The organism is Streptomyces tricolor, assembly GCF_002155905.1.
GTDB lineage: Bacteria > Actinomycetota > Actinomycetes > Streptomycetales > Streptomycetaceae > Streptomyces > Streptomyces tricolor.
The window spans coordinates 1-19,166 of the sequence record NZ_MUMF01000036.1 but is presented as its reverse complement, the minus strand read 5'-3'; the positions used below and the strand labels follow the sequence as shown (position 1 = coordinate 19,166).

The following is a 19,166-nucleotide window of genomic DNA, read 5'->3' as shown; positions in this document are numbered from 1 at the left end:
CCCGACACCGGGCCGCCCGCCGGCCCCCGCCGCTCCGACGCGGGCGGACTGGCCCCGCTGCCCGCCCGCCGCCGCGGCACCGCCTCCCGGCAGCCTGGACTCCCCGACCGTACGGAGGACCGGACCGGGTCCCCGGCCGAGGGCGCGGGGACGACGCCTGAGCCTCCGGCACTGCCGAGGCGCACGCGGCCCAAGGCGCCCGGTAACGGCGGCCCGGGGGACACGGCGCCGCCCCGCGGCGGTACCCCCGCACCGGCCGGTGACACGGCTCCCGAACCGGGCGCCGGGCCGCTGCCCCGGCGCGTACGCCAGGCGAACCTGGCCCCCCAGCTCAGGCACGACACCGAACGGCGCGCCGAGCGCACGGCGCAGCCCGACGACCGCGATGCCGAGGAGGTCCGCAGCCGGATGGCCTCGCTCCAGCGGGGCTGGCAGCGCGGCCGGGAAGAGAACGCCGCGGGCGACGGGGCCCGGAACGGCACAGCACAAGGAACGACTAAGGGGGACGGTCGATGACCGCACCGAAGGCGACCGGCCACACGACGACCGGCAAGAAGGAGCTGAACTGGCTCCTGGACGACCTCATCGACCGGGTCGCCAGCATCCGCAAGGCCGTCATTCTGTCCGGCGACGGACTGCCGACGGGGGTTTCCAAGGACCTGACCAGGGAGGACAGCGAGCATCTGGCCGCGGTGGCGTCCGGCTTCCACAGCCTCGCCAAGGGCGTGGGCCGCCACTTCGACGCGGGCAGCGTCCGGCAGACGGTGGTCGAGCTGGACGACGCCTTCCTCTTCGTCACCGCCGCCGGGGACGGCAGTTGCCTCGCCGTCCTCTCGGACGCCGACTCCGACGTCGGACAGGTCGCCTACGAGATGACGCTCCTGGTCAAGCGGGTCGGCGTGCATCTGGGCACCGCCCCGCGCACCGATCTGCCCGCAGGCGGGTAGTGGGATGGCATGAGCGCAGACGGTCAGGGAAGAAAGCACTGGTTCGACGACGAGGCCGGGCCGGTCGTCCGTCCGTACGCCATGACGCGTGGCCGCACCACGAGCGCGGCCCAGCACCGCCTCGACCTCATCGCGGTGGTGGTCGCCGAGCCCGGCACCGGTGACCCGGAATCGGACCCGACGCTGTCCCCCGAGCACGTGGAGATCGTCGGACTCTGCCGGGACGCCCCGCAGTCGGTCGCCGAGCTCGCCGCGGAACTGGACCTGCCCATCGGCGTGGTCCGCGTCCTCGTCGGCGACCTGGTGCACGCGGAACTCGTTCATGTGAACCGCCCGGTACCCCCGGCGGAACTGCCGGACGAGAGTATTCTGCGCGACGTGATCAACGGCCTCCGGGCGCTGTGACCGGCGCGGAAGCGAGGTAGTGACGTGACTGGCTGGCAGTTCTGGGTCGACCGAGGCGGCACCTTCACCGACATCGTCGCGCGTCGCCCGGACGGCCGGCTGCTCACGCACAAACTGCTGTCCGACAACCCGGCCCGCTACTCCGACGCGGCCGTGGCCGGCGTGCGTGAACTCCTCGACGGCTCCCCGGAGCCCGTCGAGGCCGTCCGCATGGGCACCACGGTCGCCACCAACGCCCTGCTGGAACGCAAGGGCGAGCGCACCGTCCTCGTCGTCACCCGCGGCTTCCGCGACGCCCTGCGCATCGCCTACCAGAACCGCCCCCGCATCTTCGCCCGCCGCATCGAGCTGCCCGAGCTGCTCCACGAACGGGTCGTGGAGGTGGACGAACGCGTCGCCGCCGACGGCACCGTCCTGCGCGCCCCCGACCTGGACGCCCTCGCCGGCCCGCTCCGGGAGGCGTACGACGACGGGATCCGCGCGATCGCCGTCGTCTGCCTGCACAGCCACCTCCACCCCGGCCACGAGCGTGCCATCGGTGAACTCGCCGCCGCCATCGGCTTCCCGCAGATCTCGCTGTCCAGCGAGGTCAGCCCGTTGATGAAGCTCGTTCCGCGCGGGGACACCGCGGTCGTGGACGCCTACCTCTCGCCCGTGCTGCGCCGCTACGTACGGCACATCGCCGACGAGCTGCGGGGGGTGCGGCTGATGTTCATGCAGTCCAACGGCGGACTGACGGAGGCCGGACAGTTCCGCGGCAAGGACGCCATCCTGTCCGGGCCGGCCGGCGGCATCGTCGGCATGGCACGCATGTCGCAGCGCGCCGGCTTCGACCGTGTCATCGGCTTCGACATGGGCGGCACCTCCACCGACGTCTCGCACTTCGCCGGTGAGTACGAGCGGGTCTTCACCACCCAGATCGCGGGCGTCCGGCTGCGCGCCCCCATGCTGGACATCCACACCGTCGCCGCCGGCGGCGGCTCCGTCCTGCACTTCGACGGCTCCCGCTACCGGGTCGGCCCCGACTCGGCCGGCGCCGCCCCCGGCCCCGCCTGCTACCGCGCCGGCGGCCCGCTCACCGTCACCGACGCCAACGTCATGCTCGGCCGCATCCACCCCGCCCACTTCCCCGCCGTGTTCGGACCCGGCGGGGACCAGCCACTGGACGCCGACCTCGTCCGTGACCGGTTCACCGCCCTCGCGCGCGAGATCCACGCACGCACCGGCGACGAGCGCACCCCGGAGCAGGTGGCCGAGGGCTACCTGCAGATCGCCGTCGCCAACATCGCCAACGCCGTGAAGCGGATCTCCGTCCAGAAGGGCCACGACGTCACCCGCTACGCGCTGACCACCTTCGGCGGAGCGGGCGGCCAGCACGCGTGCCGGGTCGCCGACTCGCTCGGGATCCGCACCGTCCTCGTACCTCCCATGGCCGGCCTGCTCTCCGCGCTCGGCATCGGCCTCGCCGACACCACGGCCATGCGCGAGCAGTCCGTGGAGGCCCTCCTGGAAGCCGCCGCCATGCCCGGCATCCGCAAGACGGCCGACGACCTGGAGACCGCCGCACGCGCCGAACTCGTCGCCGAGGACGTCCCGGAGGACCGCATCCGGGTCACCCGCCGGGCCCAGCTCCGCTACGACGGCACCGACACCACCCTCACCGTCGAGCTGGCCGAGCCCGACGCCATGAGGCACGCCTTCGAAGAACGTCATCGCGCCACGTACTCCTTCACCCTCGACCGCCCGGTCGTCGTGGAAGCCCTCTCCGTCGAAGCCACCGGCCTCACCGCACCCCCCGATCTCTCCGCCCTCGCCCCGTACGAAGGCCGCTCCCGAGCGCCCGGCACCGTCCGTCTCCACACCGGCGGCGCCTGGCGCGACGTACCCCTCCACCGCCGGGAGGCCCTTCCTCCCGGCGAGACCGTCACCGGCCCCGCGATCATCACCGAGGCCGGCGCCACGACCGTCGTCGACGACGGCTGGCGGGCCGCCGCGACCGATGACGGGCATCTGCTCATGGAACGCACGGCGATTACGCAGAGTTCCGATCTCGACACAGAAGCCGATCCGGTTCTCCTCGAGGTCTTCAACAACCTGTTCATGTCGATCGCCGAACAGATGGGCGCGCGGCTGGAGTCCACGGCCCAGTCCGTCAACATCAAGGAGCGGTTGGACTTCTCCTGCGCCCTGTTCGACCCGGACGGGAACCTGGTGGCCAACGCCCCGCACATCCCCGTCCATCTGGGGTCCATGGGCACCAGCGTGAAGGAGGTCATCCGGCGTCGCGGCTCCGCCATGCGACCGGGCGACACCTACGCCGTCAACGACCCGTACCACGGCGGCACGCACCTGCCCGACGTCACCGTGATCACCCCCGTCTTCGACACCGACCGGGCCACGGACACGCGGAGTGAGCCGCGGATCCTCTTCTACGTCGCCTCCCGCGGCCACCACGCCGAGATCGGCGGCATCGCCCCCGGCTCCATGCCGGCCCACAGCCGCACCATCGAGGAGGAAGGCGTCCTCTTCGACAACTGGCTGCTCGCCGAGAACGGCCGCTTCCGCGAGGGGGAGACCCGCCGCCTGCTCACCGAGGCGCCGTACCCGTCCCGCAACCCGCGCACCAACCTCGCCGACCTGCGCGCCCAGATCGCCGCCAACCAGAAGGGCGTCGACGAGGTCCGCCGCATGATCGAGGAGTTCGGCCTCGACGTCGTCCAGGCCTACATGCGGCACGTCCAGGACAACGCCGAGGAGGCCGTGCGCCGCGTCATCGACGCCCTGGACGACGGCGAGTACGCCTACGAGACCGACTCCGGAGCCGTGATCCGGGTCCGGGTCCGGGTCGACCGCACCGGGCGCCGGGCGACCATCGACTTCACCGGCACCTCCGCGCAGCTCGCCACCAACTTCAACGCGCCCCTGGCCGTCGTCAACGCGGCCGTCCTGTACGTCTTCCGCACGCTCGTCGCCGACGACATCCCGCTCAACGACGGGTGTCTGCGCCCCCTGGACATCATCGTGCCGGCCGGCTCGATGCTCGCTCCCGAGCCGCCCGCCGCCGTCGTCGCGGGCAACGTGGAGACCTCGCAGGCCATCACCGGCGCCCTCTACGCCGCACTCGGCGTCCAGGCCGAGGGCTCCGGCACCATGAACAACGTCACCTTCGGCAACGACCGGCACCAGTACTACGAAACCGTCGCCTCCGGATCCGGCGCCGGCGACGGCTTCCCCGGCGCCGACGTGGTCCAGACCCATATGACCAACTCCCGGCTCACCGACCCGGAGGTCCTGGAGTGGCGGCTTCCGGTCCGGCTGGAGGAGTTCGCCGTCCGGCGGGGCAGCGGCGGCGCCGGACGGTGGCGCGGCGGCGACGGTGCCGTCCGGCGCATCCGGTTCCTCGAACCGATGACCGTCTCCACGCTCTCCCAGCACCGCCGGATGCCCCCGTACGGCATGGCCGGCGGCGCCCCCGGAGCGCTCGGCGCCAACCGGGTGGAGCGAGCCGACGGCACGGTCACCGACCTCGGCGGAAGCGGCTCGGCCGACGTCGGGCCCGGTGACGTACTCGTCATCGAAACCCCTGGTGGCGGCGGCTACGGCCGACCGTCGCCCGACCCCCATCAAGCAGGAGAAGAGATCGATGATCTTCGGGCGTTCTGAGCGCGGCAAGTCACCGGTCGAGCCCGTCACGCTCAAGATCCTGGTGGCCGGCGGCTTCGGCGTGGGCAAGACGACCCTCGTCGGCGCGGTCAGCGAGATCAGGCCGCTGCGCACCGAGGAACTGCTCACCGAGGCCGGGCGACCCGTCGACGACATCAGCGGCGTGGAGGGCAAGCACACCACCACGGTGGCCATGGACTTCGGCCGCATCACCTTGCGCGAGGACCTCGTGCTCTACCTCTTCGGCACGCCCGGCCAGGAACGGTTCTGGTTCATGTGGGACGAGCTGTCCGAGGGCGCGCTCGGCGCCGTCGTCCTCGTCGACACGCGCCGCCTGGAGGACTGCTTCGCCGCCGTCGACTACTTCGAGCGGCGTTCCATCCCCTTCGTCGTCGCCGTCAACTGCTTCGAAGGGGCCGCCCGTTACCCCGCCGAGTCCGTCCGCCAGGCTCTCGACCTGGACGGCGACGTACCCGTCCTGCTGTGCGACGCCCGTGACCGGGAGCCGGTCAAGGAGGTGCTCGTCGGACTCGTCCGACACGCCATGGCGTACGCGGCCCACCACCGCCAGGCCGTGCCGGGCTGACCGACAGACACGGCCCGTACCCCCGCCGACCGGGGTACGGGCCGTGGTCCTCTGCGGAGCGCCCACGCGCGCGTGTGCCGACTCCTACGCCTCCTCGCCCCCGTCCTCCGCCAGCCGGCCCGAGCACCCGGACAGCTGCCCGACCGCGGTGCCGTACACCTCGGCGGAGGACCTGATCTCGGGCAGCACGGCCTCGGGCACGTCCATCGCGGACAGGAGGGAGGGATCCCACTGGAGACCGCACCACGGGCGGCACGGGTTGCCAGTACGGCGCCGAGCATCGTGCCGACCATCTGCCCGAGCGGATACACGCAGACCTTGCCCCACCGGCCGGTGTCCACGGCGATGCCGACGGTGACCGCCGGATCGAGCTGCCCGCCGGAGAGGGGAGCGGCGGTGTCCGCGCCCGCGAGCACGCCGAAACCCCAGCCGAACGCGATCATGACCCAGCCCGAGGCCCGTGCCTTGGAGTGTCTGAGGGTGACCGCGGCGCAGACGCCCGCGCCGAAACAGGATCAGCATCGCGGTGCCGATGAACTCGCCGACGAAGACGTCTCCGTTGCTCATGGCGGCTCCCTTGGCGCCGGTAGGGGGCGATCGGCCCCGGCCCTGCCGTGCAGGACGGTTCCCTTGGCGACTTCGGCCGAAGGCAGGGAGGGCCCCGCGCCCCGCCCGGCGTCCGTGACGAGCGTGCCGTCGTAGCCGGATCGCCCTGGAGGGAGGGGCCGTGGAGCAGGACGGACCCGTACCGCGGTGCCTGACAACACCGCGAATGTACGGCGATGTCGGCTGACACCGGGAAGTGTTCACCGGTGTCCCGGGGGCGTCAAGGCTGTCGACCGTGACGGTGACACCGGCCCTTTCACCGGCCCCAGTGCTGCCGGCCCATGACAACGGGCGTACACGGCAGGACCGTTCACCACCCTGGTTCGGCGGCTGCGTATCCGGCCTGCGCCGGGGCCGGTCCCGGGCCGCCGCGCCGGACCTCGTGACCGGGCAGCCCGGCGCGCCCCAGCACCCAGCTCGTGCCGTCGAGCGCCTTGGCGGCCTTCTTCAGCGGGGCGAGACGGGCGGCGGCCTGGTGGTGGTCGCCCACGCTGCCGGGGTCGCAGACGACGGTCGCCAGGGAGAGGGTGACCGGCCGTCCGCCCGCCGTCCAGGGAGCGTCCAGCACGGCGGCCACCAGCGGACCGAGTGCCTCCTCGTCGGCCAGCACCAGGAAGTCGTCTCCGCCGATGTGACCCACGCGCGCGTGCCCCGCGACCGCCTGCTGGAGCGCACGGCCCACCGCGCGGATCAGCTCGTCGCCCGCGGCGAACCCGGCACCGTCGTTGACCTGCTTGAAGTGATCGATGTCCAGCCAGCTGAGCGCGAACGCCCGCCCGTCGGAGATCCGGCGGTCCACCTCGCTCACGATCGCGTCGGAACCGGGCAGCCGGGTCAGCGGGTTGAGCCCGGCGGCCTCCTCGACCCGGCTCTCGGCCAGCGCCCGCACCAGATCCGCCAGCCGTACGACCCCCACGCACCGGCCGTGTTCGTCGACCACCGCCACGTCGTCGGAGGTCCGGTCCCGGTCGCCGACCGCCACCACGTCGAGCACCTCCCACGCCGTCGCGTCGACGCCGACCGTGCGGGGCACGTCGCCGAGCTTGAGGGCCGGCCGGTCGGCGTACAGGGCGTGTCCGTAGCGGCCGGACATGGACAGCAGGAAGCGTGAACGGTGCACCGACCGGACGGGCCGGCCTGCCGGATCCACCAGCAGCACCCCCGAGACGTCCGGAGAACCGGTCAGCAGCGCCCGTACCTGCCCCGCGGAGGCCGTCCGCGGCAAGATGGCGGCGGGCCGCACGAACTCCCGTACCGACGGGCCGGAGCCGGGCACGGCGAGGGAGCCGGAAGTCAGCGGCGGAACGTATACGTCCGCAGCGGGGATCCGGGCCGGCGGTGCGAACAGCTCTCCCTGGGCCAGTTGTGCTCCGGCCGACAGGGCCGCCGAGCACTGGAGTTCGGTCTCCACGCCCTCCACCGCGACCAGGGCGCCCAGCTCCTCGCACAGTGTCCGCATCGCCCGGACCGCGGCCGGCCGCGCCAGCAGGGAGGCGTCGAGCTTGACCAGGTCGGGGGAGAGGTCGGTGAGCAGCCTGAGGGGTACGTCGCCGTCGCCGATGCCGTCCGCGCTGATCCGGAACCCCTGCTCGCGCAGCGCGGCCACCGCCTCCAGCAGGGCCCGCTGCGGCACGTGCGTGTAGGGCGGCACGATGTCGAGCGTCACCTCCCAGGTCATGCGCCCCGCCGCGCGCACGGCGTCGTGCAGCGGGGTGAGGCCGCCGAGGTCGGCGAGCGTGGCCGCGAACACGTTCAGGTGCAGCGGCAGCAGCGTCTCCTTGCGCGCCGCGGCACGCAGCGCCAGCACGGCGAGTCTGCCGTCCAGTTCGGGATTCCGGCGGGCCTCGGCCAGGACGTCGCCGGTCTCCGGGCGGGCGAGTGTCTCCAGTGCGGCGACCACGCCCGTCCTCAGGTTGACCACAGGCTGGAAGGCGAAGCGGAGATTATCCGTCCAGGAGTGCACGGGAGCATGATGTCGCTGCCCGCGCACGCCGAGGCGCAGTTCATGAGACGTTCACGCAGGATTCCGGGGCGATCACGCAGCGTGGAAGCCCCAGGTCTCCCTCCCGTCGCACGAGCCTCGGGCCCGGACTCGCTCACCGCACGGCGACCACCGAGGAACCGTGCCCGAACAGCCCCTGGTTGGCGGTGATGCCCACCCGTGCCCCGGCGACCTGGCGATCGCCCGCCGTGCCTCTCAACTGCCAGGTCAGCTCGCACACCTGGGCGATGGCCTGGGCCGGCACCGCCTCACCGAAGGAGGCCAGCCCGCCGCTGGTGTTCACGGGTATCCGGCCGCCCGGGGCGGTGGCGCCCTCCCGGAGCAGCTTCGCGCCCTCGCCCTCGCCGCACAGTCCCAGGTCCTCGTACCACTGCAGCTCCAGTGCCGTGGACAGGTCGTACACCTCGGCCAGGGACAGGTCCTCGGGGCCGATGCCCGCCTCCTCGTAGGCGGCTCGGGCGATGGACTCCCGGAAGGTCTCCTGCGGCGGCTCCACCGCGACGGCGGAGTCCGTGGCGATGTCCGGCAGGTCCAGCACGGTGTTCGGGAAGCGGGGGGTCACCGTCGACACCGCCCGGATCCGCACCGGCCGGGCGGCACCGTGCCGCTGCGCGAAGTCCAGGCTGGACAGCACCAGGGCGGCCCCGCCGTCGGAGGTGGCGCAGATGTCCAGCAACCGCAGCGGATCCGCGACCACCGCGGAGGCGGCCACTTCCTCGGCGGTGACCCGCTTGCGGTAGCGGGCGTACGGGTTGAGCGCGCCGAGCGCGGCGTTCTTCACCTTGACCAGCGCGAAGTCCTCCGGGGTGTCCCCGTGCACCGCCATCCGCCGCCGTGCGTACAGCCCGAAGTACGCCGGATTCGTCGCGCCCAGCAGGCGGAACCGCAGCCAGTCCGGGTCGTCGGGGCGGTCCCCGCCCGCGGGCCGGAAGAAGCCCTTCGGCGCGGCGTCCGCGCCCACCACGAGGACGACGTCCGCCAGACCGGCGAGGATCTGGGCGCGCGCCGCGGCGATGGCCTGGGCCCCGGACGCGCACGCGGCGTACACACTGGTCACTCTGGCTCCCTGCCACCCCAGGGCCTTGGCGAACGTGGCTCCCGCGACATGTCCCGGGTACCCGCCGCGCACCGTGTCCGCGCCCACGACGGAGCCGATGTCCCGCCAGTCGAGACCGGCGTCCGCGAGCGCCGCGCGCGCCGCCGCCGTCCCGTATGCGACGAAGCCACGGCCCCACTTGCCCCACGGGTGCATGCCCGCACCGAGCACCGCCACGTCGTCCGTCATGCCGCCACCCCCGTAGGCCGCCAGTGCCAGGTCGTCCAGGTCGTCCCAGCGTCCTCATGGAGCACGCCGGGGACGACCTCCACCTCCATGCCCACCGTCAGATCGGCGACGGTGACCCCGGGAGCCGCCTGCCCCAGCACCACGATCCGCTCGGCGGCCAGCTCCACAGCGATCAACGTGAACGGCTCCCAGGGAAGTTCCGGGTTGCTCACATAGGGTGACGGAGGTCGGTACCGGCTGTCGGTGTACGACCAGATTCGCCCTTTTCGTGACAGCGGGGTTTCCTCCAGCGAGCCGCCCGTGCAGTGCGGGTTGCGGCAGTGGGTGTCCTCGCGAGGGAAGAAGACCGAGGCGCAGGCCGTGCAGCGGGTGCCCAGGAGGCGGAAGCCGTCACCCTCATCGGCGAACCAGCCGGCGACCGCGGGCTTGCGTGTGTGTGGCAAGGATCCCCCCAGTGAAGGCGATCTGATGGTCCGTCAGAAGTGTGCCACCGGCAACCGGAAATGGGCAGGCCGTTTCGGTGAACCGAACGGCACCGAACGGCGTCGTGGTACAGGAGGGGCGGTCGGGATCGACGGGGGTGATTCCGGCCGCCTCTTCCTGATCCGCCCGTTCCTGGCACGTCACTGCCGGAAGACGTCCCTCCCCTGATCGGATACAGTCCGCGCGTGTCCGAAACTCAGCACCCAACTGCCAATTCCGCGCCCGACTCCCACTGTTCGAGCTGCGGAGCGCCCTTTGGAGAGGGCGTTTCCGGCTGGCCGCGCACCTGCCCGTCCTGCGGGACCGTCGCCTACCGCAACCCGCTGCCGGTCGCGATCGCGCTCCAGCCCGTGTACGACACCAAGGGGACGGCCCTGGTCGTCATCACCCGGACCGTGGCCCCCGCGCGCGGGGGCATGGCCCTGCCCGGCGGCTATGTCGACGACCGCGAGGACTGGAAGCAGGCCGTCGTACGGGAACTCAAGGAAGAGACCGGCATCGACGCAGCCGCCCGTGACGTGCGGCTCGTGGACGCCATGAGCGCACCCGACGGACACCTGCTGCTCTTCGGGCTGCTCCCGGAACGCCCGGCCGACGGACTGCCGCCCTCCGGTCCCACGGACGAGACCGAGGGCTGGCAGCTGCTGCGCAGGCCCGAGGAACTCGCCTTCCCGTTGCACACGGTGGCCGTCAAGGCGTGGTTCGAGGGCCGCTACGTCTGAGCCGGGTGGTCAGCCGAGCCCCCGCACGCGCACCGGGTAGGGCGGCTCGGCGACACCGTCCTCCCGGTCCCGGGTGACCACCACCCGGCCGCCCTGCCGGCGGGCCATGTAGCGTTCGATCTCCGGTTCGTCCCCGCCGTCGCCCGGGTCCGGTACCACCACGCCGTACCCGGTGCGTCCCCGCGCGGGCGCCCACACCTCCAGCTCCAGCCCGCCGTCGGCACCGCGCACGGGCAGCACCGCCCCCGCGCGCGCCAGCACCGGTATCCGGGACAGCGGCGCGTCCACCAGGATCTGCCCCGGCCCCTCGTGGGCCTCCTCCGTCACCGTGTCGTACCAGCGGCCCCGCGGCAGCTGCACCGCACGCCGGTCGGTACCGGGATCCAGGACCGGGGCCACCAGCAGCCCGTCGCCCAGCAGAAACGTGTCCTCGCAGTCGCGCAGCGCCCGGTCCTCCGGCGCCCCCCACCACAGCGGCCGGACATAGGGGGCGCCGGTCCGCCGGGCCAGATGCGCGAGCGTCAGGAAGTACGGCAGCAGCCGCCGGCGCTCCAGCAGCGCCACGCGCGCGTGCTCCAGCACCTCGGCCCCGAACTCCCAGGGCTCCCGGCGCCCCGCCCGCAGACTCGCGTGCGTGCGGAACAGCGGCAGATACGCGCCCAGCTGGAACCAGCGCAGATACAGCTCCGGCGACGGACTGCCGTCGAAACCGCCCACGTCCGGGCCGGAATACGGCACTCCGCACAACCCCAGCCCCAGCACCAGCGACAGCGACGCCCGCAGCCCCGGCCAGCCCGTCGCCACGTCCCCCGACCACGCACCCCCGTACCGCTGCAGCCCCGCCCAGCCCGAACGGGAGAACAGGAAGGGCCGCTCGCCGGGCACCAGCTCGCGCAGCCCCTCGTACGCGGCCTGAGCCATGCACAGCGCGTACACGTTGTGCGCCTCCCGGTGATCGCCGCCGCGCCCCTCCAAGGCGTGCCGCGCCGACCGCGGCAGCGTCGGCTCACCGAAGGCGCTGAACGACGTCGGCTCGTTCAGGTCGTGCCAGAACCCCGCGAAGCCCTGCCCCAGCCGCTCCTCGTAGAGCCCGCCCCACCACGCACGCACACGCGCGTGCGTGAAATCCGGGAACACCGACTCGCCGGCCCACCCGACACCCCGCACCGGACGGCCCTGCGCGTCCCGCACGAACGCGTCCACGGCCGAACCGCTCTCGTACACCGCGCCGCCCGGTTCCGCCCGCACCGCCGGATCGACGATCGACACCAGCCGGATGCCGTCCCGGCGCAGCTCCTCCGCCAGCACCGGCAGCTTGGGGAAACGATCCTGGTCGACGGTGAACACCCGGTGCTCGTCGTAGTGGTCGATGTCGAGGTGCACGGCGTCCAGCGGCAGCCCGCGCTCCTGGTACCCCGCGACGATCCGGCGCACCTCCTGCTCGCTGCCGAAGCCCCAGCGCGCGTGGTGATGGCCCAGCGCCCACGCGGGCGGCAGCGCGGGCGCCCCGGTCAGCGCGGCCCACGTGTGCAGCACGCGCGCGGGAGTCCCCACCGCCACCCAGCAGCGCAGCGGACCGCCGTCCATCCGCACCTCGCAGCGCCCCGCCCGGTCATGCCCGGACCCGGCGCCCTCCTCGCCCTCCGCCAGGACCACCGTGCCGTCCCAGGTGGTGTCGTGGAACACCAGATGCGTGCCGGCGTCCGCCACCACCAGCTGCACCGGCATCGTCAGGTACAGCGGATCGTCACCGGGCCCGAACGCACGGCCCGGGTCCGTGTTCCACAGCCGGTACCTGCCGTCCCGCAGCCGGGGGCCGGACGCGCGCCCGCCCAGGCCGAAGAACCGGGCGTCCGCCGCCACCTCCGAGCGCTGCATCCACCGCGCCGCACCCCCGCCGACCGGCTCCCACCAGCGCGGCGGCTGGTCCCGCCGCAGCATCACCCCGCCGGGCGTGCACACCTGCACGGCACCGTGCCGCGACACGACGACCGTCATCCGCTCGGCCACCACCCGCCAGCCGCCGTCCTTGTCCGGCTCCAGCACCGCCCGCGGATCCGGTTCGGGACCGGCCCCCGCCAGCGCGTACGACGGCTGCGGACCCGCCCCGTCCCATCCCCAGAACACCGCCCCGTTCACCGCTACGACGATCCGCAGCTCGGAGCGGCCGAACCGGATCAGACCGCCCCCGGGACCCGGCTCCGCGCCCTGCACCTGCCCCGGCACCCGGGCCCGCTCGGGGCCCCGTCGCGGCAGCCCGGCGGCGTCGATACGCCTCCTGCGCCACGCGGCGCGCACGGTCCGCAACCCCCGAGCCGCCCGCCCCGAACCGACCACACCCACCGAACGCACCAGGTCACGACCGTCCATGCTGCTCACCCTGCCATTGAGCACTCCACGCGCGCGGGTCGTTCAACTGCCGTTCACCCGTGCCCAGGCCACATCTTCACGTCATGGACTATGTGGAGCGCACCCTGGTGTAGAAGTCGATCACATGGCATCGTCCCTGTCAGCCGCGTCACGCGCACACCCCAGCCGTGCGCGGACCGACGCACACGACGCGCACAGCCCGGGAGCCGCTTCAATGTCGACCGCGAACCCCCAGCCGCTCTGGCAGCCCGATCCCCAGCGGATCGCCCAGGCCCGCATCACCCGGTTCCAGGCATGGGCCGCCGAACACCACGGCGCCCCGGCCGAGGGCGGGTACCCGGCCCTGCACCGATGGTCGGTCGACCAGCTGGACACCTTCTGGAAAGCCGTCACCGAGTGGTTCGACGTCCGGTTCTCGACCCCCTACACGCGCGTGCTCGGCGACCGCGCCATGCCCGGCGCCCAGTGGTTCCCCGGAGCCACCCTCAACTACGCCGAGCACGCCCTGCGCGCCGCGGCCGACCGCGCGGACGAACCCGCCCTCCTGTACGTGGACGAGACGCACGAACCGCGCCCCGTGACCTGGTCCGCACTGCGACGCCAGGTGGCCTCCCTCGCCACCGAACTCCGTGCCCTCGGCGTCCGCCCCGGTGACCGCGTCAGCGGCTACCTCCCCAACATCCCGCAGGCCGTCGTCGCCCTCCTCGCCACGGCGGCCGTCGGCGCCGTCTGGACCTCCTGCGCCCCCGACTTCGGCGCCCGCAGCGTCCTCGACCGCTTCCAGCAGGTCGAACCCGTCGTCCTGTTCACCGTCGACGGCTACCGCTACGGCGGCAAGGAGCACGACCGCCGCGAGATCGTCGCCGAGCTGCGCCGCGAGCTGCCCACCCTGCGCGCCGTCGTCCACATCCCGCTGCTGGGCACCGAGGCCCCCGAGGGCGCGCTGGAGTGGTCGGCGCTGACGGCAGGGGACGCCGAGCCGGTCTTCGAGCAGGTCCCGTTCGACCACCCGCTGTGGGTGCTGTACTCCTCCGGCACGACCGGCCTGCCCAAGGCCATCGTCCAGTCGCAGGGCGGCATCCTGGTCGAGCACCTCAAGCAGCTCGGCCTGCACTGCGACCTCGGCCCAGAGGACCGTTTCTTCTGGTACACCTCGACCGCCTGGATGATGTGGAACTTCCTCGTCTCCGGCCTGCTCACGGGCACCACGATCGTCCTGTACGACGGCAGCCCGGGCTACCCGGACACCGGCGCCCAGTGGCGGGTCGCCGAACGCACCGGAGCCACCCTCTACGGCACCTCCGCCGCCTACGTCATGGCCTGCCGCAAGGCCGGCGTCCACCCCGCCCGCGACCACGACCTGTCCAAGGTCAAGTGCGTCGCCACCACCGGCTCCCCGCTGCCTCCCGACGGCTTCCGCTGGCTGCACGACGAGGTCCGCGAGGACCTGTGGATCGCCTCCGTCAGCGGCGGCACGGACGTCTGCTCCTGCTTCGCCGGCGCCGTTCCCACCCTCCCGGTGTACACCGGCGAACTGCAGGCCCCCGGCCTCGGCACCGACCTGCAGTCCTGGGACCCGAGCGGCAAGCCCCTCGTCGACGAGGTCGGCGAACTGGTCGTCACCAACCCCATGCCGTCCATGCCGATCCACTTCTGGAACGACCCCGACGGCAGCCGCTACCACGAGAGCTACTTCGACACCTACCCCGGCGTCTGGCGGCACGGCGACTGGATCACCGTCACCTCACGCGGCACCGTGATCATCCACGGCCGCTCCGACTCCACCCTCAACCGGCAGGGCGTGCGGATGGGCTCGGCCGACATCTACGAGGTCGTCGAGCGCCTCCCCGAGATCAAGGAATCCCTCGTCATCGGCATCGAACAGCCCGACGGCGGCTACTGGATGCCGCTCTTCGTGCACCTCGCGCCGGGCGCCGTCCTCGACGAGACCCTCCTCGACCGCGTCAAGCAGGCCATCCGCGAACAGCTCTCACCGCGCCACGTCCCGGACGAGATCATCGAGGTGCCCGGCATCCCGCACACCCTCACCGGCAAGCGCATCGAGGTCCCGGTCAAGCGCCTGCTGCAGGGCACCCCTCTGGAGAAGGCGGTCAACCCAGGCTCGATCGACAACCTCGCCCTGCTCGGCTTCTACGAGGAACTGGCCCGGAAGCGCGCCTGAGCCCAGCGGAGAATCACCCTCCGCATCCGACCCCCGACAGTCTCAATATCGCTCTGACCTGCGTAGATACCCTCATCACTCGCTCCGCGACCCCGGCGGCACGGCCGTTGTCAGTGCTGCCGGTTACGGTGAGTGAGCATTGATCGCCTGCGCATTGGGGGAATCATGGCGCACACCGACCACCAGACCATGCGACGCGTCCTGCGCCGCGAGATCGCCGGCACCATCGGCGTCCTCACCGACGACCACGACTTCCGCGCCATGCGGCGCTACCGCAGCTTCACCTTCGACGACCACGCGACCTACCTCCAGCAACTGGAGGCCGTACTGAAGATCCGCGCAGAGCAGGGCACCCACACCACGCTCGCCCTCTTCGACCCCGAGGACTACGCCGCGTACTGCGCGGACACCGGCCTCGACCCGGAAGCACCGGCCAGCCGGACCCGGTTCACCGCGCACCTTGCGGCCACCGGCCCGACCATCCCGTACGACGGACGCCCGCTCGCCCTCCTCCTGCCCGCGCTCGTGGACGAAGCCGTCCGCCAGGCCACCTGGGAGTACGCCACCACCCTCCTGAGCCGCCTGGGCCCCTGCCCCACCTGCGGCGAGGACATCGGCAGGGCAGCCTTCACCCGCGCCTCCACCCTCCTGGTCCGCATCCTCGACGCCGCACCACCCGGCGACCGGCACCTCGTCTGCACCGTCTCCGGACCACCGGACACCCTGGTCTCCGTGCTGCACGCCGACCAGGACCCCCACGGCGGGACCCGCATCGACGAGGCCGAGGCCCTGGAATTCACCAGCGTCCTCGCCCTCGGCCTCGCGACCCGCAGCCCGGGCGGGCTCGTCATGCGCACCAGCGCCGCCGAGACGGCAGACCGCGTCTACGGCTGGCGACTGCGGGGCGGCGCCCTGGAACCCCTGACGGCGTCCGAGGTGTTCGACGCCTACTGCACCGACGTCGAATCCGGCGACCTCATCTCCCCCGAGTCCGGCGTCGACTACAGCGAGCCCCCCACCCTGGGGGACGAGAGCACGGCACAAGACCACCGACACTGAAAGCCCGGGCCGCGGCACAAAAACACCAGGGGCGTCCCGCCCGCAGGCAGGACGCCCCTGAACCCGACGCCCGCAGGCGCCGGCACGGCCTACTCGCCGGACAAGACGGCCTGAGCCGCGCTGCGCGCCTCCTCGGCGCTGTCCGCCGCGCGCGCCGCCGCCGCGGCCCGCTCGCACTGCGCCAGCGTGTACTTCGCCAGCGTGGCGCGGACATACGGAATCGACGCCGAACCCATGGACAGGGAGGTGACACCCAGACCGGTCAGCACACAGGCCAGCAGCGGGTCGGACGCCGCCTCACCGCACACCCCGCAGCTCTTGCCCTCGGCCTTGGCCGCCTCGGCGGACAGCGCGACCAGGTCGAGCAGCGCCGGCTGCCAGGGGTCCTGCAGCCGCGACACCGCACCCACCTGCCGGTCCGCCGCGAACGTGTACTGCGCGAGGTCGTTGGTCCCCAGCGACAGGAACTCCACCTCCTGCAGGATCGACCGCGCCCGCAGCGCGGCCGAGGGGATCTCCACCATCGCGCCGAACTTCGCCTGCAGCCCCGCCTCACGGCAGGCGTCCGCGAAGGCCTTCGCGTCCTGGCGGTCCGCCACCATCGGCGCCATGACCTCGAGGTACACGGGCAGCCCCTCGGCCGCCTTCGCCAGCGCCGTCAGCTGGGTGCGCAGGATCTCGGGGTGGTCGAGCAGCGTCCGCAGCCCCCGCACGCCCAGTGCGGGGTTCGGCTCGTCCGCCGGCGTCAGGAAGTCCAGCGGCTTGTCCGCGCCCGCGTCCAGCACGCGCACGACCACACGGCCCTCGGGGAACGCCTCCAGCACCTGCCGGTAGGCCTCCACCTGCTTCGCCTCGGAAGGAGCGTTCTTGCTGTCGTCCAGGAACAGGAACTCGGTACGGAACAGACCGACACCCTCGGCCCCCGCCTCCACGGCCGCCGGCACGTCCGCCGGACCGCCCACGTTGGCCAGCAGCGGCACCTTGTGCCCGTCCGCGGTCGCGCCGGGGCCCGTCGAAGCGGCCAGCGCGGCCTTGCGCGCGGCGGCCGCGGCCTCCAGCTCCGCCTTCTTCTCCTCGCTCAGGTTCACGAAGATGTCGCCGGTGCTGCCGTCGACAGCGATCACCGTGCCCTCGGCCAGCTCACCCGCGCCCGGCAGAGCCACCACGGCGGGCACGCCCAGCGCCCGCGCGAGGATGGCGCTGTGACTGGTCGGGCCGCCCTCCTCGGTCACGAAACCGAGAACCAGAGACGGGTCCAGCAGAGCCGTGTCGGCCGGAGCCAGGTCCCGGGCCACGAGTACATAGGGCTGGTCGCTGTCCGGGACACCCGGCATCGGAACGCCCAGCAGCCGGGCGACGATACGATTCCGCACGTCGTCGAGGTCGGCCACGCGCCCGGCGAGGTACTCCCCGGCACCGGCCAGCAGCTCCCGGTATGCCGCGAAGGCGTCGTACACGGCACGCTCGGCGGTGCTGCCGACGGCGATCCGCCGGTCCACGTCCGCCATCAGCTCGGGGTCCTGGGCCATCATGGCCTGCGCCTCGAGCACGGCCTGGGCCTCGCCCCCCGCCAGGTTGCCGCGCGCCATCAGGTCGGCGGCCACGGCATCCACGGCCTGGCGGGCGCGCCCCTGCTCCCGCTCCGCGTCCTCGGCGGGGATCTGCTTCGCCGGCGGCTCCAGCACCGCAGTACCCATGTGCCGAACCTCGCCGATGGCCACGCCATGGCTCACGCCGACGCCTCGCAGCGTTGTCTCCATCTCACCCGTCTCCGATAGTGCGGCGGGTCCCGCCGCCGCGATGGTCGTTCTGTTCGCCGTCCTGGGACGGCACTGCTGTCAGTTCCAGGAGAAGAGGCTGTCGCCGGCCTTCACTTCACCGCTGTCACGGAGGTCGGAGAGGGACTCGGCAGTGGCTTCGAGCGCGACGACCGGGCACACCGGGGACTTGCCGGCGGCCTCGACGGCAGCGGGGTTCCAGCGCACGACGGCCTGGCCGCGGGTCACGGTGTCGCCCTTGTTCACGAGCAGCTCGAAGCCCTCGCCGTTGAGCTGGACCGTGTCGATGCCGAGGTGGGTGAGCACACCGTGACCGCTCTCGTCGACCACGACGAACGCGTGCGGGTGCAGGGAGACGATGACGCCGTCCACGGGCGCCACGGCCTCGGAGGCCTCACGCGCGGGGTCGATGGCGGTGCCCGGGCCGACCATGGCCCCGGAGAAGACCGGATCCGGCACTGCGGCCAGTCCGATGGCACGCCCGGCAAGAGGGGACGTCACGGTGGTCATGGGAAGCCTCCCAAGGAGTGGAGCTGTTCACGGGCCGTCACTGGCTGTCCCGGACGGCGCACTGAGCAGCAGCGTATGTCATGTGAAGTGGCGGTTCCGGATAGAAGCTATCAGTAAGTGGTCTAGACCACCACCCCAGCGGATTTGCACCGCCTTCCCGGCTCCGTGTACAGTCGTACTCCTGCTGGGGGGCAACGAGGTGTGCAACAGCGCCCTTCCGCCCGGCAGCACCCAAACTCATCAGATCCTATCTCTGGATCTTCTTCTGCGTGCTCGCAGGGGGATGGTCAGAGAGGCGGAAAAAGCCTGGTAGAGTTTGAAACACCGAAGGGAAGCGCCCGGAGGAAAGCCCGAGAGGGTGAGTACAAAGGAAGCGACCGTTCCTTGAGAACTCAACAGCGTGCCAAAAGTCAACGCCAGATATGTTGATACCCCGTCCGTCGGAACAATCCGATGGTCGAGGTTCCTTTGAAAAAACACAGCGAGGACGCTGTGAACGTCGGGACTATTCCTCCCGATGTTCCGCTCTCGTGGTGTTGCACCGGATTACCGGTAAACATTCACGGAG

General features: G+C 72.3%; 14 protein-coding genes and 2 pseudogenes. 8 read left to right on the top strand and 8 right to left on the bottom strand.

Going from position 1 to position 19,166, the window contains the following annotated elements; all coding sequences use genetic code 11:
• The 5 genes and pseudogenes from CCN44_RS44905 to CCN44_RS03070 all read left to right on the top strand — a co-directional run.
• Positions 1 to 516: pseudogene (locus tag CCN44_RS44905) on the top strand (histidine kinase); the annotation flags it as partial.
• Positions 513 to 947, top strand: coding sequence for a roadblock/LC7 domain-containing protein (locus CCN44_RS03085; protein WP_059248154.1), 435 nt, complete (start codon positions 513 to 515; stop codon positions 945 to 947). The pseudogene CCN44_RS44905 and the gene CCN44_RS03085, both read left to right, overlap by 4 nt.
• 9 nt (positions 948 to 956) lie before the next feature.
• Positions 957 to 1,352, top strand: a complete 396-nt coding sequence (locus CCN44_RS03080; protein ID WP_059248153.1) for a DUF742 domain-containing protein — start codon at positions 957 to 959, stop codon at positions 1,350 to 1,352.
• 24 nt (positions 1,353 to 1,376) lie between these two features.
• Entirely contained in the window at positions 1,377 to 5,015 is a 3,639-nt protein-coding gene (locus CCN44_RS03075; protein WP_086696779.1) for a hydantoinase B/oxoprolinase family protein, read from the top strand.
• On the top strand, positions 4,996 to 5,601 hold the full coding sequence (locus tag CCN44_RS03070; protein ID WP_059248151.1) for a GTP-binding protein: 606 nt from the start codon (positions 4,996 to 4,998) through the stop codon (positions 5,599 to 5,601). Before CCN44_RS03075 ends, CCN44_RS03070 begins: the two co-directional genes overlap by 20 nt.
• Positions 5,602 to 5,685: 84 nt before the next feature.
• Here CCN44_RS03070 and CCN44_RS47330 read toward each other — a convergent pair whose 3' ends face one another.
• The 5 genes and pseudogenes from CCN44_RS47330 to CCN44_RS03045 form a co-directional block, all read right to left on the bottom strand.
• Positions 5,686 to 5,808 (bottom strand): hypothetical protein, encoded by a 123-nt coding sequence (locus CCN44_RS47330; protein WP_262986975.1) that lies wholly within the window; start codon positions 5,806 to 5,808, stop codon positions 5,686 to 5,688.
• 53 nt (positions 5,809 to 5,861) lie between these two features.
• A pseudogene (locus CCN44_RS03060) lies at positions 5,862 to 6,168 on the bottom strand (aquaporin); the annotation flags it as partial.
• A 349-nt stretch (positions 6,169 to 6,517) separates the two neighbouring features.
• On the bottom strand, positions 6,518 to 8,170 hold the full coding sequence (locus CCN44_RS03055) for a GGDEF domain-containing protein (RefSeq protein ID WP_086696777.1): 1,653 nt from the start codon (positions 8,168 to 8,170) through the stop codon (positions 6,518 to 6,520).
• Between the two features lie 133 nt (positions 8,171 to 8,303).
• Complete coding sequence (locus CCN44_RS03050) at positions 8,304 to 9,494, bottom strand: lipid-transfer protein (RefSeq protein ID WP_086696776.1); 1,191 nt, start codon at positions 9,492 to 9,494, stop codon at positions 8,304 to 8,306.
• Positions 9,491 to 9,937 carry a Zn-ribbon domain-containing OB-fold protein gene (locus CCN44_RS03045; RefSeq protein ID WP_086696775.1) on the bottom strand — a complete coding sequence of 149 codons (447 nt, stop codon included), beginning with the start codon at positions 9,935 to 9,937 and terminating at the stop codon, positions 9,491 to 9,493. The genes CCN44_RS03050 and CCN44_RS03045 overlap by 4 nt, the downstream gene beginning before the upstream one ends.
• Before the next feature lie 225 nt (positions 9,938 to 10,162).
• Between CCN44_RS03045 and CCN44_RS03040 the strand changes: the two genes are divergently transcribed.
• Positions 10,163 to 10,699: an NUDIX domain-containing protein gene (locus CCN44_RS03040; protein WP_059248147.1), complete on the top strand. Its 537-nt coding sequence runs from the start codon at positions 10,163 to 10,165 to the stop codon at positions 10,697 to 10,699.
• A 9-nt stretch (positions 10,700 to 10,708) separates the two neighbouring features.
• On the opposite strand, the gene CCN44_RS03035 is transcribed toward CCN44_RS03040, so the two are convergent.
• On the bottom strand, positions 10,709 to 13,069 hold the full coding sequence (locus tag CCN44_RS03035; protein WP_208639697.1) for a glycoside hydrolase family 31 protein: 2,361 nt from the start codon (positions 13,067 to 13,069) through the stop codon (positions 10,709 to 10,711).
• A gap of 214 nt (positions 13,070 to 13,283) precedes the next feature.
• On the opposite strand from CCN44_RS03035, the gene CCN44_RS03030 reads away from it, so the two are divergent.
• Positions 13,284 to 15,251, top strand: coding sequence for an acetoacetate--CoA ligase (locus tag CCN44_RS03030; protein WP_086696774.1), 1,968 nt, complete (start codon positions 13,284 to 13,286; stop codon positions 15,249 to 15,251).
• Positions 15,252 to 15,416: 165 nt separating this feature from the next.
• Positions 15,417 to 16,310, top strand: a complete 894-nt coding sequence (locus CCN44_RS03025) for a hypothetical protein (protein WP_086696773.1) — start codon at positions 15,417 to 15,419, stop codon at positions 16,308 to 16,310.
• 89 nt (positions 16,311 to 16,399) lie between these two features.
• Here the strand turns inward: CCN44_RS03025 and ptsP are convergent, their stop codons facing one another.
• Both ptsP and CCN44_RS03015 read right to left on the bottom strand, forming a co-directional pair.
• Positions 16,400 to 18,070 carry a phosphoenolpyruvate--protein phosphotransferase gene (ptsP, locus tag CCN44_RS03020; RefSeq protein WP_086696772.1) on the bottom strand — a complete coding sequence of 557 codons (1,671 nt, stop codon included), beginning with the start codon at positions 18,068 to 18,070 and terminating at the stop codon, positions 16,400 to 16,402.
• Positions 18,071 to 18,148: 78 nt separating this feature from the next.
• Positions 18,149 to 18,598, bottom strand: coding sequence for a PTS sugar transporter subunit IIA (locus CCN44_RS03015; RefSeq protein ID WP_086696771.1), 450 nt, complete (start codon positions 18,596 to 18,598; stop codon positions 18,149 to 18,151).
• Positions 18,599 to 19,166 lie beyond the last annotated feature (568 nt).